This window comes from Tunturibacter empetritectus (assembly GCF_040358985.1).
Lineage (GTDB): Bacteria > Acidobacteriota > Terriglobia > Terriglobales > Acidobacteriaceae > Edaphobacter > Edaphobacter empetritectus.
Genome location: NZ_CP132932.1, coordinates 3,425,957 through 3,443,121 on the forward strand (window position 1 = coordinate 3,425,957; position 17,165 = coordinate 3,443,121).

13 protein-coding genes and 1 pseudogene are annotated in these 17,165 nt (G+C 58.8%); 10 read left to right on the forward strand and 4 right to left on the reverse strand.

Annotated features, from left to right (window positions below; translation table 11 throughout):
• Positions 1-25 precede the first annotated feature (25 nt).
• Positions 26-1,501, forward strand: coding sequence for a pyruvate kinase (pyk, locus tag RBB75_RS14185; RefSeq protein WP_179638780.1), 1,476 nt, complete (start codon positions 26-28; stop codon positions 1,499-1,501).
• 79 nt (positions 1,502-1,580) lie between these two features.
• Here the strand turns inward: pyk and RBB75_RS14190 are convergent, their stop codons facing one another.
• Positions 1,581-2,114, reverse strand: a complete 534-nt coding sequence (locus RBB75_RS14190) for a PEP-CTERM sorting domain-containing protein (RefSeq protein WP_353068448.1) — start codon at positions 2,112-2,114, stop codon at positions 1,581-1,583.
• A 341-nt stretch (positions 2,115-2,455) separates the two neighbouring features.
• Between RBB75_RS14190 and mutL the strand changes: the two genes are divergently transcribed.
• Together mutL and pstS are read left to right on the forward strand one after the other, a co-directional pair.
• Positions 2,456-4,531, forward strand: coding sequence for a DNA mismatch repair endonuclease MutL (mutL, locus tag RBB75_RS14195; RefSeq protein ID WP_353068449.1), 2,076 nt, complete (start codon positions 2,456-2,458; stop codon positions 4,529-4,531).
• A gap of 97 nt (positions 4,532-4,628) precedes the next feature.
• On the forward strand, positions 4,629-5,726 hold the full coding sequence (gene pstS / locus RBB75_RS14200) for a phosphate ABC transporter substrate-binding protein PstS (RefSeq protein ID WP_179637385.1): 1,098 nt from the start codon (positions 4,629-4,631) through the stop codon (positions 5,724-5,726).
• A gap of 257 nt (positions 5,727-5,983) precedes the next feature.
• Here pstS and RBB75_RS14205 read toward each other — a convergent pair whose 3' ends face one another.
• Positions 5,984-6,613, reverse strand: a complete 630-nt coding sequence (locus tag RBB75_RS14205; RefSeq protein ID WP_179637386.1) for a TetR/AcrR family transcriptional regulator — start codon at positions 6,611-6,613, stop codon at positions 5,984-5,986.
• Positions 6,614-6,746: 133 nt separating this feature from the next.
• On the opposite strand from RBB75_RS14205, the gene RBB75_RS14210 reads away from it, so the two are divergent.
• From RBB75_RS14210 to RBB75_RS14235, 6 genes and pseudogenes are all read left to right on the forward strand, one after another.
• Positions 6,747-7,256 (forward strand): SRPBCC family protein, encoded by a 510-nt coding sequence (locus RBB75_RS14210; RefSeq protein ID WP_179637387.1) that lies wholly within the window; start codon positions 6,747-6,749, stop codon positions 7,254-7,256.
• Positions 7,256-7,843, forward strand: a pseudogene (locus RBB75_RS14215) (SDR family NAD(P)-dependent oxidoreductase); the annotation flags it as partial. The gene RBB75_RS14210 and the pseudogene RBB75_RS14215, both read left to right, overlap by 1 nt.
• A gap of 525 nt (positions 7,844-8,368) precedes the next feature.
• Positions 8,369-10,636, forward strand: coding sequence for a hypothetical protein (locus tag RBB75_RS14220; RefSeq protein ID WP_353068450.1), 2,268 nt, complete (start codon positions 8,369-8,371; stop codon positions 10,634-10,636).
• Between the two features lie 5 nt (positions 10,637-10,641).
• Positions 10,642-11,436 carry a (d)CMP kinase gene (cmk, locus tag RBB75_RS14225; RefSeq protein WP_179637391.1) on the forward strand — a complete coding sequence of 265 codons (795 nt, stop codon included), beginning with the start codon at positions 10,642-10,644 and terminating at the stop codon, positions 11,434-11,436.
• Between the two features lie 263 nt (positions 11,437-11,699).
• A complete protein-coding gene (locus tag RBB75_RS14230) occupies positions 11,700-11,900 on the forward strand; it encodes a cold-shock protein (protein ID WP_013581125.1) in 201 nt (66 codons plus the stop codon).
• Between the two features lie 136 nt (positions 11,901-12,036).
• Positions 12,037-12,693: a Pr6Pr family membrane protein gene (locus RBB75_RS14235; protein WP_179637392.1), complete on the forward strand. Its 657-nt coding sequence runs from the start codon at positions 12,037-12,039 to the stop codon at positions 12,691-12,693.
• Positions 12,694-12,696: 3 nt separating this feature from the next.
• On the opposite strand, the gene RBB75_RS14240 is transcribed toward RBB75_RS14235, so the two are convergent.
• On the reverse strand, positions 12,697-13,728 hold the full coding sequence (locus RBB75_RS14240) for a hypothetical protein (protein ID WP_353068451.1): 1,032 nt from the start codon (positions 13,726-13,728) through the stop codon (positions 12,697-12,699).
• Positions 13,729-14,006: 278 nt separating this feature from the next.
• On the opposite strand from RBB75_RS14240, the gene RBB75_RS14245 reads away from it, so the two are divergent.
• Positions 14,007-16,493, forward strand: a complete 2,487-nt coding sequence (locus RBB75_RS14245) for a 2-oxoglutarate dehydrogenase E1 component (protein ID WP_179637394.1) — start codon at positions 14,007-14,009, stop codon at positions 16,491-16,493.
• Between the two features lie 189 nt (positions 16,494-16,682).
• Here the strand turns inward: RBB75_RS14245 and RBB75_RS14250 are convergent, their stop codons facing one another.
• On the reverse strand, positions 16,683-17,138 hold the full coding sequence (locus tag RBB75_RS14250; protein ID WP_353068452.1) for a hypothetical protein: 456 nt from the start codon (positions 17,136-17,138) through the stop codon (positions 16,683-16,685).
• Between the last annotated feature and the right edge of the window lie 27 nt (positions 17,139-17,165).

Sequence of the window (17,165 nt, forward strand, 5' to 3'; positions counted from 1 at the left end):
GCCCAACGTTGCCCCCTTTGCCGCAATGGAGCGTGGTCGCCGCGCCAAGATCGTCGCTACCCTGGGCCCCGCCTCCAGTACGCCGGAGATATTTCGCCAGCTTGTCCGCGCTGGACTCGACGTCGCACGCCTGAACTTCTCTCACGGCACCCACGAGCAAAAGACAGAACTCATTCGCATGGTCCGCAAGATCTCGAAGGAGGAGGGCAAGCCCATCTGCATCCTCGCCGACCTGCAGGGGCCAAAGATTCGCACCGGCAAGCTCAAAGGCCATAAGCCCGTGCAGCTTATCGCCGGCAAACGCCTCACCATCACTCCGCGAGAGATCGAAGGCACCGCCGCTCTGGTCGGCACCACTTTTAAGACGCTCGCGGAAAACCTCGAGCCCGGCTCCCGCATCCTGCTCTCCGACGGCCTCATCGAACTGCGCGTCGAGACGGTTAAAGGCGTAGACGTCACCTGCGAGATCATCAACGGAGGTATGCTAGGCGAAAACAAGGGCATCAACCTGCCCGGCATCGCCGTCAACGTCCCCTCCCTCACCGAGAAGGACGAAGAGGACCTCATCTTCGCCATCGGTCAAGGTGTGGATACCGTCGCCGTCTCCTTCGTTCGCACCGCCGACGATGTGCGTCACGTGAAGAATCGTTTGGCCGCTCTTAAATCCGACGCATGGGTCGTCGCCAAGCTCGAAAAGCCGCAGGCCATCGAGCACCTCGACAGCATTCTCGAGGTCACCGATGCCATCATGGTCGCCCGCGGCGATCTGGGGGTAGAGGTCCCACCAGAAAAGGTTCCGGCAATTCAGAAGCACATCATTCGTCGTGCCGCTGAGTTCCGCAAACCCGTCATCACCGCTACTCAAATGCTCGAGTCGATGATCGACAATCCGCGCCCCACCCGCGCCGAAGCTTCAGACGTAGCCAACGCCATCTACGACGGCACTGACTCCGTGATGCTCTCCGCCGAGAGCGCCGCAGGCAAGTACCCCGTAGAAGCCGTTGCCATGATGGCCAAGATCATCACCGAGACTGAGCACCAGATTCGCCTCGATCCTCGCCCCGCCCTCGGCCATCACCCCAGCGTTCGCCTCTCCATCGCGGAGACTATCTGCGAGTGCATGTCCCACGCAGCCGACGACCTCGACGTAGCCGCTATTGCCATCTTCACCGAAAGCGGTATGACCGCACGGCTTCTCTCGAAGTACCACCCCGACCCACCCATCTTCGCGCTCTCGCCCTTCGAGAAGGTCATCAACCGCTGCATGCTTCTCTGGGGCACGTACCCTATCCTCTGCGCTCGCTTTCGCGATACGGACAAGCTAGTCGACATGGCCGAACAGATCCTGGAGACGCAAGGTCATGTTCACCAGCGTCAGATCGTCGGCATCGTCGCCGGTACAAGGACCAAATCCGGAGCCACCAACTTCATGCGGTTACATATGGTTGGGGATCGCGATACCGAGGTCTCCAGAGCGAGGGCCTCGAAAAAAAGAAAGTGACCCTAGGCCACGGGTGCTTTAGCCCTTAACGAACAAAAGCCACCTGCCATACGGTGGCTTTTGTTTGTCTGTACAAGGCTTAGGCCGTAAGACGGCGACGCATGAGACCAGCTACTCCCAGGATCCCCGTGCCCAGAAGGGCAAGCGTACCCGGCTCAGGAACCGGAGAGGTGGATGCGATCTTTTCTACGTCGATGTTGATGTATTCAGTGACATCCCAACTGCTCTTCGAAGGGTCCAGGTCGGCGACTTCAAATAAATTGAGGAAGCCACCCTGTCCAATATTGACCCTGTCTCCCCCACTCCCAAGCTGAAACGAGACCCCTTGGGTATCGAAGTTATAGGCTCCAAACAGGAAACCAGGGCTGTAGAGCAGGTTGTCGTTGTTATCAAAGGCGTTGACGCTGAGCAGTTTGCTGATGGCCTGATTATCAACGGTTCCCGATATATTGGAGATGGTGTAGACGCCGCTGCCGCTTGCGGACGCCGTGATGGTCCCCGATCCATTGAAAGCTGAGCCGGTGAAGTTGAAGGAGAACGTGTCTGCGTGAGCTGCTGACGCGCAAGCAACAGCCAGGGCAAGGATGCAAAGTCCAACAGTTCTAAGTCTCATAACACTCCATAAAGGCCGAAAGGAAGGCGCTTCCAAACCATTAGTTAGCATTCTGATAGCCACTTCAGAGGCCACCGAAAAGCCCGTAAAAGCTGGTCTTTTGAGCGCAAAGGTAAGAGTGTCATTTCGATTATGTGCAAATTTTTGCCGTGTAAAGTGGAAATAAAATTCTCAAGTAAGGAGATGACAATACCCTCTATCTCTTGATAGAAGTTCATTAGGCTCAAAAGTGGTCACGGTTTCACCACTCGCTTCGGAATTTTTTACCTGATCGGACGTCCAAGAGACACCTTCGATACGCCTCAACAACATCTCAAGACTGTTCCCCTTACAATCGAGCTATGGGCCGAATCCGCATTCTCTCCGATCTCGTGGCCAATCAAATCGCCGCCGGCGAAGTCGTCGAACGACCGGCCTCCGTCGTCAAAGAGCTCCTGGAAAACTCTCTCGACGCGCACGCTACCCGCATCCGAATTGAGGTCGAAGCCGGCGGCCGCAAGCTCATCCGCATCACCGACAACGGTCACGGCATGGTCCGCGACGACGCCCTCCTCGCCTTTGAGCGCCACGCCACCTCAAAGCTCCGCAGCGCCGACGACCTCCTCTCCATCTCCACCCTGGGCTTTCGTGGAGAAGCCCTGCCCTCGATCGCCAGCGTCTCCCGCCTCCAACTCGAGACCCGCGTCGCCGAAGAGTCCTCAGGCACCCTGGTCGAGATCGCAGGCGGCAATATACTCCGTGTTGAAGACGCTGGCCTTCCCGTTGGCACCACCATCACCCTCCGCGACCTCTTCTTCAACACCCCCGCCCGCCGAAAATTCCTCAAGTCCGAGCAGACCGAGCTCTCTCACATCGCCGCCCTCGTCACCCACTACGCCCTCGTCCACCCTACAAAACACATCGAGCTCCACTCCTCCACCCAGGCTCTCCTGGTCGCCCCAGCTGTCGCCAACGCTGCCGAACGCCTCTTCCAGATCTTCGGCAAAGACACCAGCAACTATATGCTCCCCACCACCGCCGAACTCGACTTCACCCGCGCCGGCCTCCCCGAGCTCCCGCCCTGGAAGCGCGAAGAAGACTACGTCGCACCGGATCCCGGCTTCCTCCGCATGACCGGCTTCGTCTCCAAGCCCGAACTGCAAAAGCTCAACCGCAACTCCATCTACGTCTTCGTCAACCAGCGCCTCATCCGCGACAAGCTCATCCTCCACGCGCTCTCCGAGGCCTACCGCAACATCCTTCCGCCCACCTCCTATCCGGTCGTCCTGCTCTATCTCGAGATGCCGCCGCAAGAGGTCGACGTCAACGTCCATCCAGCCAAGACCGAGGTCCGCTTCCGCCAGCCCAGCTTCGTGCACGACTTCGTCCGCGACACCATCCGAACCACGCTCATCCAGGCCCGTCCCGCCGCCAGTTTTGCCACAGCGCTCCAGAATGGCCCGCAAGGGATCTCAAGCTCTCTCCTTATCGACGTAAGCCCGCTCCCCGGCCCTCCAGGTGGCGGCGATGCTATTCCTCAGCCAGTCTTCGACCCCACGTATCCCCCATCCACCTTCGAAGAAGGTCACGCGATACCGCTGAGCGTCGAAGGGGAAGGTGCCCTCTATTTTTCGAATGGCTCCGAGTCTTCGAATTACTCCCAGACCGCGCAATGGGACAGTCCTACTTCAGCTGAAACCATAAAGTCCCCCACCTTCCACCTTGCTGCTCCCATAGTGCCACCCTCTCCCGGCCGCTTCGCCTTTTCGGGACACTCGATCCCCATCGGTTACGAATCCACCGACACCGAATCCATCTACGACGCAGCCTCACCCCAGCAAGCCGACACGCTCACTGCGCTCTCTACCCTCAAGCCGCTCGGTCAACTCCGCGACTCCTTCATCCTCGCCACCAACGAAGAGGGTCTCTGGATCATCGACCAGCATGTAGCTCATGAGCGCATCCTCTTCGAAAAAGTTCTCCGCGAGCGCGACACCGAACAGATCCAGCGCCAGCGCCTGCTCATGCCTCTGCTCATCGACCTCCTCCCCGCGCAGATGATCACCTTCGCCGAGATCGCCGAAGAACTGGAGCGCAACGGCTTCGAAGCCGAGCCTTTCGGCCCCAGGACTCTCACAGTCAAGGCCGCACCCATCGGTCTCGAGGGCCGCGAGCTTGAGCACCTCCTCGAAGAAGTCCTTGCCATCCCCGACCGCAATCGCCAGACCGAGAACTCCGAGGCCCGCCGTCGCCGTATCGCAGCCTCCATCGCCTGCCACGCCGCAATCAAGATCAATCAGCCCCTCGAACACTCAAAGATCGAATGGCTGCTCGACGCGCTGGGAAAGACCGAGCACCCCACAGCCTGCCCCCACGGCAGACCCATCGCTCTGCGGTACTCCTACAAGGACATTTCGAAGGCCTTCCAGCGCATCTGACTCTGTGAAGAATCCGCGAATATGTCGCACGGCGGCAACCATCTCTCCATGACTCTGCAACCAACTTGTATCAATCTTCGTTCCACTGGAGAGACCATTGCGCAAATTCATCGATAACTCCCGCATTTATTTCCGGTCAGCGTACATCGTCTGTTTTGCCTCCGCTCTCTTCGTCTCCCTTGCGGGCTGCAAATCAAGCTCCGGCGGCAGCGAAGCCCAGAGCGTCGAACTCAACGGTGCAGGAAGCACCTTCGTCTACCCCGTCATGTCCCGTTGGACGTCCTCTTTCTCCGGCGCCCACTCCAACGTCCGCATCAACTACCAATCCATCGGCTCCGGCGGCGGCGTTCAGCAAGTGAAAAACGGCACCGTCGACTTCGGCGCCTCCGACGCCGCGCTCAACGACGATCAGCTCAATGGCATGAAGCCGATGCTTCAAATCCCGGAGTCCGCCGGACCCGTCTGTATCACCTACTCTCTCCCCGGCCTCAACAAACCCATCCAGCTCTCCTCCGACGCCATCGCCGGCATCTTCCTCGGCAAGATCACCACCTGGCACGATCCCATCCTGGCCAAAGACAACCCCGGCGTCGCTCTGCCCAACACCAAGATCCTCGTCGCCCACCGCACCGATGGCAGCGGCACCACCAACGCCTTCACCACCTACCTCTCCGCCGTCAGTCCGGAGTGGCAGCAGAAGGTCGGCCAGGGCAACTCCGTCAACTGGCCCGTCGGCATGGGCGGAAAGGGAAGCGAGGGCGTTACCGGCCAGGTCCGTCAAACGCCCGGAGCCATCGGATACGTCGAACTCACCTTCGCCCAGCAGAACAAGCTACCCGTAGCCTCCATCAAGAATCTCGCTGGCAAATACATCCCGCCGGACACCTCCAGCACCACCGCCGCCATAGCAGCCTTCACCGATCAGCTCTCGAAAGACCCGCGCACCCCCATCGTCAACGCCCCCGCCTCCGCACCTGACGCCTATCCAATCTCCACCCTCACCTTCCTCATCATCCCGAAGGATGGCCCCGACGTTGTAAAGCGAACGGCCCTCAGAAACTTCGTCCAGTACGTCATCACCGACGGCCAAGCCGCCGCGGCCACACTCAACTACGCCCCACTTCCCGACGGCGTCAAAGACTACGACCGCCAACAACTCCAACAGATGACAGCAGCCGGCCAGCCAATCCCCTAACCAAGTCATCCCAGCCGTCTTATCCGCCAGAGAAAGCAAGGTGCGGATAAGACTGCTTTCTTACGCCACACAGAATCTTGGATTCCTTGATAGTGGGTCACTTTGGTAAACGACTGTTTGCCGAAAAGGGAGCTTTGCGGGAATCATTAGTCGTTACTATACAAAATGGCGTTTATGGGGAGGAACTCTCCAAGCCGATGCAATCCCTTTTAGTGGGTGCATTGGGCTGCTTCGAATCCGCGAGATCGATTGGGAAACTATGAAGACTGATTCTGCGAGATATAACCCCTCAGGAGCAGAGACAGAGCAATCCGGAGGCCTTCCCATATGTACTTCTGAGGTATTGCCCCCAGCTTCCCGCACATCTGCAACGAGTCTGTTGCCATCGCGAGCATCAGTCTGCATGCAACGGCTCTCTTGGTTTGGGGCATAGCGGGGGCATTCACCGAAAGAAACTCTTCCAAAGGCTGCATCGCCAATTGTTCAAGGGGCTGACAGTGTTCGCTCAAGTGACGCACAACTGCTGGAAACACCGGGTGCCGCTCGACCAGCAGGCGAAAATTTGTCGTATACCACTGGACGAATGCCTCCGTATCGACGCTGTAGGGTTTCGTCCTCATCTGCTCGGCCCAGTCTCTTTCGAGCGAAGTCCGCAATCGCACTACAAGGGCTTCAATGATCTGCTCCCTATTGGAGAAGAAGCGATACATTGAACCAACCGCAGAGCCTGAGCGGCTTGCGACGGCAGTGAGTGTCAAGCCGGATATGCCCTCGTCGATCAAGATCTTCTCGACAGCATCCAGAATCAGGTCGACCCTCAACTCGCCGCGCTTCTGCTGGGGACGAGCTCGTAATGTCGCGTTTGGCTTGTTCGCTCTCTTCTGCATCACCATTTCTTATTCTCGCGCGTTCGCTTGAGTTGACGAAATGCGAGTGATTCCTCTACTTTAACAAAATGCGAGGGTATCCTCGCTTTATAGGATTCTGAAAGGACGGCCTCTGGTGAAGTGGAAACAAGTTGTGAAGGGTTTTCTTTTGTTTGCGGGATTTCTCGCCGCAGTTGGCGTTGTTGGATACCTAATCGTTCCCTCATGGACGGTAACGGCGAGCACGGTGAGTAGCGCAAGCCCGCAACAGATATGGGCCTGGTATATAGATACCCCGGACGTTCCCCAATGGGATCATCTCGTCAAGCAGGTGATAGCGCACGGGCCGTTCGAGGTTAACACGCAAGGGGAAAACATTCCGTATTCGGGGCCAGTCATGCATTGGACTTTGACGCAAGTTACCGTCAACAAGTCCTACACCGAGACGTCTCGGCTACCGTTAGCCACATTGGAAGCGACACACGTCGTCTCTGTTCAGGACAACGTCACACACATCACGCACGGCATTACAGTGAATGGTCCGGCCGCGTGGGTGTATCGATTCTTGTTCCGCAAGCAGATTGACGATGGAATGCGCCAGGCGATCAACGATCTGGCGGCAGGTGCTCCCAACGGGCTACTCCACACAGGAGGTGGACGCTAATGCTCCGAGGCGGGAATCAGATTCTGATAACAGGCGGAGCGACAGGCATAGGCCTGGAGCTCGCAAAGCTATTCGTCGCAGACGGCAATCAGGTTGCCATTTGCGGACGTGATCGTGATCGGTTGGAAGCAGCAAACCACTCAGTTCCACAACTCCGAACAATCGTCGCCGACATAAGCAAGGAAGACGATCGACAGCGGTTGCGGGAGACGATGGATGCAGAGCTTCCCAATCTGAATGTGCTCATCAACAACGCCGGAACGTTGAAAGTCTGTGATTTGACCGATCCGGCGTATCTACTCCAACTGCAAAACGAGATTGCGACAAACTTCTTTGGCCCGCTGTCCCTCACAGCAATTTGCTTCCCCGACTTCAGGCTCAACCGAGCGCGGTGGTCGTAAACGTAACAACGGGCTATGTCTTCGTTCCCAGCGCAAGAACCGCACCGTACTCAGCGACAAAAACTGCTTCGCATGTAATGACCAAAGCACTTCGATATCAGCTACGGGATACAGGCATTCGAGTTGTAGAAGTGATGCCACCGGCAGTGGATACTCAAATGGCTTCGCACTACAAGGGCTCCAAGATGAGTGCGGAGCATGCGGCAAGATTTATCCATCGGCGACTGTTGAAGAATGAAACCGAGATCGTAGTAGGCCTCTCGCGTCTGCCTCAATTTCTCGGTAGAGCTTTCCCTGAACTCTCTTTCAGATTGCTGAACAATCTCGAATCGGATGAGAGCAAATGACGACAGACTTCAGTTGGATCGAGATCCGGTCCACCCCCGAGGGAATCGCAACGACGGCAGACGCCTCATAAAGGACGAGTTTGTAACGACAAGTCGGCTTCTGGGCAGTAGCAACCTGATTCCCTGAAACAGGATTTACAGGTAACTTGGCTACCCGGATTTCAATTTGACCCACTACCAATTCCTCACCCTTTCACGGAACACTCTCGCTTTGCGGTATTCTTAGAAGGACATACAAAAAGCATCTCAGCGCATCTAGCCGCTCATCGCTCGAATCCAATCTTTTAGTGTCATCCTTTTAGCCCAGGCTAAGGATATGTTGTAGCGCGAGCCCCGCTCCGCCCAGCAGGAAGGCAACACCCCCTTGAAAAGCCAGCCGAACCCAAGCACTCCCACGGCCGACCAGCTCGCCGCCGCCCGCCTCGCGCATTGGCATCAAAACACCGATCCCATCCTCACCATCAACATGCTCCGAGACTGGCTCAACGCCTCAGGCCTGGTCTTCTTCACGCCTCGCGCCGCACAGCTCCCCGCGCCCGCGCCATCCTTCGTCGAAGCCATCCTCGGCACCCCCAACGCAGCTCCCACCCTCGCCGACACGGACCAGTCCCGCAGCCTCCTCTCCCGACTCATCATTGACGGCGGCGCCATTCCCCTCAATCTCCTCGGTTCGCCCACCGGCACCGGCAGCGAGACCCCCGACTTCATCGTCTCCCCGCTCGCCTTCCCCTACATCTTCACCCTGCGCGGAGACAAAGCCTGGAAGCAGCCACCCACCACCAGCGGAACCACCAAGGTTTCTCCGCTTGCCCTCAACACCTACACCCTCCTTAGCGAGCGTGCAAAAGATCACGCCACCGGCATGAGCTCCTACGACCTCACCACCCAGCTCGGCAAAGAGGTCACCGAGACCGCCGTCCTCCGCTCCCTCACCGAGCTCTGGCAGCACCTCCGCGTCATCCCCGTCCCGCAGCCAGACGGAGCCGCCACCCTCTGGGAGCTCACCACCACCCGCTTCACCAAGCAGATCAAAGCCGGAGCTAACGCTGGACAGCCCACCGCCCTCTCGGCCCTCATCTCTCTCTACCTCGGCCAGGCCATCGTAGCCTCTGAAGAGGACATCGAAACCTTCCTCTCGCCCATCGCCGCCCGTTCGCGCATCCGCGACGTCGTCCACGCTCTCATCTCAGCACGTCAACTGGAGACCATCGCAGTAGAAGGCCGCACCGTCCTCCACGTCACCGGCGAACTTCCCGCCTTCCTCGCAATCGCCGCCCCCACACCGGACGACGTCGACTCCATCGCCGCCACCACTGAAGGCGACGGCACCGAATCCGTCGAGGAGACTGGCCGGATCAAGAAGTTCATCCCCAAGCCCCGCAAGGTCGGCACCGGATTTGTAACCAAACCTGGTCGCAGTTCGGAATCGTCGCCTTCCCCGCGCGAGCGCCGGCCCTTCACCCGCGAATCCAACCGTTCCGACCGCCCCAGCTTCACCAAGCCCTGGGAAGAAGAGAAGGCCGACCGCCTCGCAGCAGCAAAGTCCTCCTCAGAAGTCTCTGATGAAGGCGATAGCGTCGCAGCTCCTCGCACCTACGACCGCAAGCCCAGCTCCGACCGGGCAGGGAAGCGACCCTCCTTCGGTTCGAAACCATCCTTCGGCTCAAAGCCGTCATTTGGATCGAAGCCAGCCTTTGGGTCGAAGCCGTCGTTCGGCAGCCGCCCCAGTTTTGGCAGCAAGCCATCATTCGGCAGCAAGCCCCGCTATGACAGTGATCGACCCTCCGCGAGCGGCGACCGCCCCACCTACCGCCGCAGCGCAGACTCCACCGACAGCCGACCACCCCGCCGCGAATACACTCCGCGCCCCTACAACGATGCCTCAGCAGGCGAAGGCGACCGTCCCCGCAAGACCTTCTCTAAGCCAGGCACCTTCGGCCGCAAGCGCGAAGGCTTCGCCGGCAAGCCAAGCTTCGGTCGCGACAGCAGCGACTCCCGCCCGCCCCGCCGCGACTACGGCGACACTCGCCCCCCGCGCCGCGACTTCGCCCCCCGTCCTGACGCAGACTCCGGTGACGCTCGTCCTCCACGCCGTACCTACGGCGACAAGCCGAGTTTCGGAGCCAAGCCCAGCTTCGGTGGCCCACGCAAGCCAGGCAGCTTCTCCGCCCGCCCGCAACGCAGCTTCGACGGCGGCGACCGCACCAACGGCTTCGCCCCGCGCAAGAACTTCTCTCGTGACACCCCAGCCACCCGTGATTCCGAAGCCCGTCCCCGCCGCACAGAGGGCCGCGCCTCACGTCCCGACGGTCCCCCCTTCCGCAAGTTCGACGCCCCCCGCACCCCGCGTCCCAAGGGCGACTTCGAAGGCAAACCCAGCGGAGGCTTCGGCGAGAAAAAGCCCTACAGCAAAACCGGCAGCAGCTTCGGAGCCAAGAAGCCATATACCAAATCCAGCGGCAGCTTCGCCGGGAAATCGGCGTCTGGCAGCTTTGCCGGCAAGAAGTCCTATAGCAAATCCGCCGCCGGAATCGGCAAACCCGCCAGCACCTTCGATAAGTTCAAGGGCAACAAGAAGCCCTTTGGCAATCGGCCTCCCGCCCGTAAGTTCAAACGTGAGGAAGGGGAATAAGCCGGATGACGCAGCCGCACGAGGACTCCGCACCCGCAACGCCGCCTGAAACCAACAAGCGCCAGCGCCCCGTCATCGCCATCGACGGGCCCGCCGGCGCCGGCAAAAGCACCCTCGCCGCCCATCTCGCCCGCCGCTTCGGGTTCCTCAATCTCGAAACGGGTGCCATGTACCGCGCGCTCGCCCTTAAAGCCATCGACAACGACTACGACTTCGATGAAGAGGCGCCCCTCATGGACCTCGCCGCCCACACCCGCATCACCCTCGAGCCGCAACTCGAAGGCAACCGCGTCCTGCTCGACGGTCGGGATGTCTCTCGCCGCATTCGCGAGACCGACGTCACCAACGCCGCCTCTAAAGTCTCCGTCCACCCGCAACTTCGCGCCTGGATGGTCCACCAGCAGCGCCTGCTCGGCCAGGCTGGCGGAGTTGTCATGGAAGGCCGCGACATTGGCACCGCCGTCTTTCCCGACGCCGAAGTCAAGATCTTCCTCGACGCTGCCCCCGAAGTTCGCGGCAATCGCCGCTACCGCCAGGCCGCTCCCACATCGAACTCTGCCGAGCCCACCGACAGCCAAAACGGCCGTCAATCTCCTGATCCCGTCACCGCCGAACAGCAGCGTGTTAATGAGGAGGCTGTCCTTCGCGAGCTGAAAGACCGCGACTACCGCGACCGCAATCGGGCCGAATCACCCCTCAGGCCCGCCACCGACGCCGTCATCCTCGACTCCACCTCAATGACCCTCGCTGAGGTGCTCCAGCAGGCCGAAGAGATCGTTCGAACCCACCTCAAAGCATGACCCTGCGTGATAACTAGCATTGTGGACCAACGTTTGTCGAATCCGCTGAACCCCAATATCCTCATTTAGACCGGAAAATTCACATATTTTGCACTACAAATAGTGCAAATGTAACTATTTAGGAGAATATGTAAAAAAAACTTGGCAACTGTGCTAACCTTCACACATCGTTTGAAACAGATTGGTTTTCTGCAAAGCTCGTACTGTACGAACCCCGATTTGGATCTAGCGGCAAATTCAACAGCAATAAGGAAATAACGGATATGGAACAGGGAACAGTGAAGTGGTTTAACGATGCCAAGGGGTTTGGCTTTATCAGCCGTCAGAACGGCGAGGATGTATTCGTACACTACTCGGCGATCAATTCGAACGGTTTCAAGAGCCTTCAAGAGGGCCAGGCTGTACAGTTCAACGTGGTAAAGGGACCCAAGGGTTGGCAGGCGTCTGACGTTCAGCCTCTCTAATCTTTAGCACTACGACTACAGCAACAACCAAGTTTTGCGGAAGGGATGGCCTCGGCTATCCCTTTGCGCGTTTTTGACCCATGCTTTTCTGAAAAATTAAAGATCTCCTTCCCCTTTCTGCTATCGTTGTGGCGCGATGGCGAAGACGGGAACACTCAAACAGGCCTCCCTCATCCTCATAGCCGTCATCGCGTGGCTTGCCGTCCTCATACAGATCGTTTCAGCGGCAAAAGGAACGGTCGCCGATGGCCGCTCCCTAATCCTCGGGGTCGTCAACACACTCAGCTACTTCACGATCCTCACAAACCTACTGGTCGCCATGGTAACGACCGCATGCTTTCTTCGCGGGGACGCTGACTCTCTCCTTACCCGTCCCTCCACGCAGTCGGCTGTCGCGCTCTATATCTTCGTTGTGGGGCTTATTTACACGCTCCTGCTTCGCGCGATTTGGAGTCCAACCGGTCTCAATGCAGTCCTGGACACGGCCCTACACGATGTGACGCCGGTCCTATATGTCCTCTATTGGTTCTTCTTCGTTCCCAAAGGCACCCTGCGCTGGAACCTACCCCTTCTCTGGCTCGTCTATCCTCTCCTTTACGTTGCCTATTGCATCCTTCGCGGAGCACTCACCGGCTTCTACCCCTATCATTTTGCCGACGTCACCATCCTTGGCTATCCACGCGCACTCCTCAACACCGCTCTCCTGTTGCTGGGCTTCTGGATTCTGGGACTTCTTCTCGTCGGCATCGACCATCTTTTAGGCAAATCACGCACCGACCCCGCCAAAACCTGAAGATCACTTCGGCACCGACGCCGGAGTACCCGGGCTCTCCACCGGCACAATCTTCGAAGTTGCCTTGAACTTCCGATAGTCCGACTCCACCGCCTCCACGCGGCCGTTGAAACCCAGAAACAGCAAGGCTCGTGCAGACCCTTGTCCTTCAAATCTCGCCGGCAACCACACCTCGCCATTCACCTTTCTCTGCTCCATGCCGAAGCTGGTCCCTTTCTGAATATTCGCCACCAGCCCTCCGCCAATCTTGAAGTTATTGACGAAGTGTCCCTCCGCCTTCACCAGCACACGGTCCTGTTCATCCACCCAAACCGTGCCCATCATGTCCCGAACCACCTCTTCGAATTTTGTCCGCGTCTTTGCCTTCGGGTCACCCGCATAGTCCGCCACAATCGTATCCCTGCCATTCAGCTGCACTCGCCGCGGATTGGTAAAGCTCCCCAACTCCAGCGCCCGCGAGGCCGTCATCAACTCATGCCCTCGCGCATCGGACTCCTTTCCCTCCTCATCGGCCTTCTGTCGTCTCTCCTTGGCCTTCTCGGAGTCCTTATCAATCCGTTCGTTCTCTTTCTTTTGTTCCTCCGCGCTCAGTTCCTTCCCATCTTTCTTGACCAGCCGGCCCACCGGCACCCCATTCTCCCAAAAGACCTCAAACTCCCTGGTCTCGGTCTTCTTTAGTCCACCATGCGAATCCAGCTGTTGCTCTGTCACCAGCGACCGGTACAGATAGTCCTTCTCAATCGCCTCCGCGGCTCTCTGATTCGTCTCAACGTCATGCATCAAAGCCGCAACATCAGGCAGCGAACGTTCCCCAGCCACGTTCTCTGATGCTGGATCAGAAGGCGTTGCCGCAGCAGAAGGCGCAACACTCTGTACTGGCTCCTGTGGTGCAGGCTGCCGTAGTGCCGGATCCGCGCCCGAAGGCTGAGTGACTGAGCCAGCCTGACCCTGAAGAGGCAGAGCAGACCACTCCGGCAAACCCATCAATCCCATCCCAGCGAGCAAAACCAGAACCCTGCGAGCCTCAACCACCATAACTTCCCACTATAAGCGGCCCTTCGCGACTCTGCTCCTCCAGGCCCGTCCGATAATCGGCAATCCTCCCCAAACCCACTACAAAAAAAGCCCACAAAACCTTCGAGAAGGAGAAGCGTTTACTGCAGCTCTTCCAACACAAAACGACCACAATTGAGAGGTGCAACTTTATGGTCAAAGCCCCCGCAGGCCGCTCAAGAGTGTGCACCCAACCTCCGAAAGGTCTAGCATAGAAAAGGACGCGCACCACCCGCGAATCGACCTGAAGTGAGGAAGCAATGGCCACGAAGGCAGAGGCACTGACTGCAACAACTCCTGCAATGGAACAACACGAACGAGAGACAATCTTCGATATCTTCCGCCGCTGGGGTTACCTCCAGGCATCCCTCGACCCTCTCGGCCAGTATCTTCCTCCCGAGCCATTTCCAACTCCCGCACCCGAAGGCGACATCGCGAAAGAAGCGCGCAGCTACTACTGCGGAACCATCGCCGCAGAGTTCATGCACATCCCCAGCAACGAGCAGCGGCAATGGCTCCAGGAGCGCATCGAACAGATCCCAGCCAAGCCCGATCAAGCGCTCATCCTCACGCAGCTTATCCACGCAGACCTCTTCGAGCAGGTCATTCAATCACGCTACCTCGGCACCAAACGCTTCTCGCTTGAAGGCATCACTGCGCTGATCCCGTTCCTCGATCGCATCTTCGCCGTCAGCGCCGGCACCGGTGTCACCAAGGGCATGATCGCAATGAGTCATCGCGGCCGCCTCAACGTGATGACCAACACCATCGGCCGTTCTCCCTCCGAGATCTTCACCAAGTTCGAAGACGTCGATCCGCGCAGCACCATGGGCGGCGGCGATGTGAAGTATCACGTCGGCGCAACCGGCGAATACCACTCGCCCGACGGAAAGACCATCTCGCTCCATCTCGCCTCGAACCCAAGCCACCTCGAAGCAGTCGATCCCGTCGTCCTCGGACGCACCCGCGCCAAGCAGGAACGCATCGGCAAACACGGCAACGACCAGGTTCTGCCGCTGATCATTCACGGCGACGCCGCCTTCGCAGGTCAAGGCATCCTCGCTGAGACCTTGAACATGGCCACCCTGCACGGATACAACGTAGGCGGCACCATCCACATCATCGTCAACAACCTCCTCGGCTTCACCGCCCTCCCCGAAGAGTCGAACTCCTCACGCTTCGCCACCGACATCGCAAAGCGCCTTCCCATCCCAATCTTCCACGTCAACTCCGAAGATCCGGACGCGGTCGTGCGAGTCGCTACCATCGCCGCCGAGTATCGCAATCGCTTCCACTCCGACATCGTGGTCGACCTCGTAGGCTATCGCAAACACGGGCACAGCGAAGTTGACGATCCCACCGTCACCCAGCCCCGCCGCTACGCCATCATCAAGGATCGCCCCGCACTCTATCAGCTCTACGCAAAACAGATCGGCGTCGACCCCACCGCCGAAGTCCAGAAGATCCAGCAAGAGCTCCTCGACGATCAAAAGACCGCGACCCAGGCCGACCACAAGCCGCACCTGGCCCAGCTTCCCGCCTACTGGGACCCCTACAAAGGCGGTGAATGCGAGCCCGAGTACAACGTCTCCACCGGCCTCCCTGCCGAGCGCATCAACCAGCTTGTCACCTCGCTCACCTCTTACCCCAAAGACTTCCACATCCATCCCAAGGTGAAGAAGCTCTTCGAGCAGCGCCAGGAGATGGGCGCAGGCTCACGCCTCTTCGACTACGGCATGGCCGAGCTGGTCGCCTTCGCGTCACTCCTTGAAGCCGGCGTTCCCGTCCGTCTCAGCGGACAGGACTCGCAGCGCGGCACCTTCAACCAGCGCCACGCCGTCATGGTCGACACCGAAACCGAAGTCCGCTACATCCCCCTCGCCCATCTCAGTGACAAGCAGGGTAAGTTCGAGGTCTACAACTCGCTTCTCTCTGAAGCCGCAGTCCTAGGCTTCGAGTACGGCTTCTCCCGCGACTACCCCGAAGCCCTCGTCCTGTGGGAGGCGCAGTTCGGAGACTTCGCCAACGGCGCGCAGATCATCATGGACCAGTTCATCGCCGCCAGCGAAGCCAAGTGGGGTCTCCTCTCCGGCCTCGTCATGCTTCTCCCGCACGGCTACGAAGGCCAGGGCCCTGAGCACTCCAGCGCGCGCATCGAGCGCTACCTCCAGCTCGCCGCCAACGACAACATCCAGATCTGCCAACCCTCCAACGCAGCGCAGTACTTTCATCTCCTGCGCCGGCAGGCATTGCGGCCGTGGCGCAAGCCACTCGTTCTCTTCACCCCGAAGAGCATGCTTCGCCACCCCGATGCCTCCTCAACCCTCGCCGACTTTGCCATTGAACACTTTCAGAACGTCCTTCCCGACAACGACGTAAAAAATCCCCGCCGTCTTCTCGTCTGCAGCGGAAAGATAGGACACAACCTCCGCGTCGAGCGTGCAAAGCGCAAAGACTTCAGTGTCGGTATCATCTTCCTCGAGCAGATGTACCCCTGGCCCGAGCAGGAGCTCCAGGCCGCGCTCGACCAACATCCGGAAGCGCAGGAGATCATCTGGGTCCAGGAAGAGCCAGCCAACATGGGAGCCTTCTCCTACGTCATGCCGCTCCTGCGCCGCATGGCCGGCGACCGCGCAGTCCTCAGCGTCAAGCGCAGCGCCAGCGCAACCCCCGCAACCGGCTCAGCCAAGGCGCACGAGATCGAAGAAAAAACCCTCATCGACCTGGCACTCGGCACCGCAGTCTAACAACGCCGCAGTCTGATCAACGCTGCAGTTAGTGTGAAGTCAATTTCGCTTTTCTCTTTGTCATTCCCGAAGGGAATCTGCGTCTGCAGTCTCTAAATCACCAGGCAAATCGCCATCATCGATGCTAAAAAAATCCACGGGCACAGCCATGATCTCCGCTGTGCCCGTCGGTCGTTCTGGTAACGAAGTTTATTCGGTGGCCTGTACCGCGACCTTTCTGCGGCGAATAAAGCCCGCAGCGGTCAGCAGCCCGCTCCCCAGCAAGACAAAGTTGCGCGTCTCGGGTGCAGCAGGAGCAGCCGCCTTCAAGACAAATGCGTCATCGTAGTCTTCCTCAGAGAGCGGAAGGAAAGAATCTTCCGTCTCGAGAGATCCCTTGGAAGCGTTATGGCTGACGGAGCCGTTTGATACGGAGTAAGTTACTATCGAGCCGCTGCCTATCTGCGGCGGCACTGAGGATATGTTGTTCTGTATCTCGAGAAGCGGGTTAGGGATGGTGTCGGCAGAAGCGAATTTCGCAAAAAATAACGCAACGACCAACGAGGATGTAGCGCAAAACACACGTAGCGTTAACCTCATTGTGAGACCTCGGGAAAGTTTTTCAATGAAGGGGCCCGCCGGAGTAAGTAGCAAGCCGACGGCCAAACACCTTTCCGGCTCTCCCGAAAACAC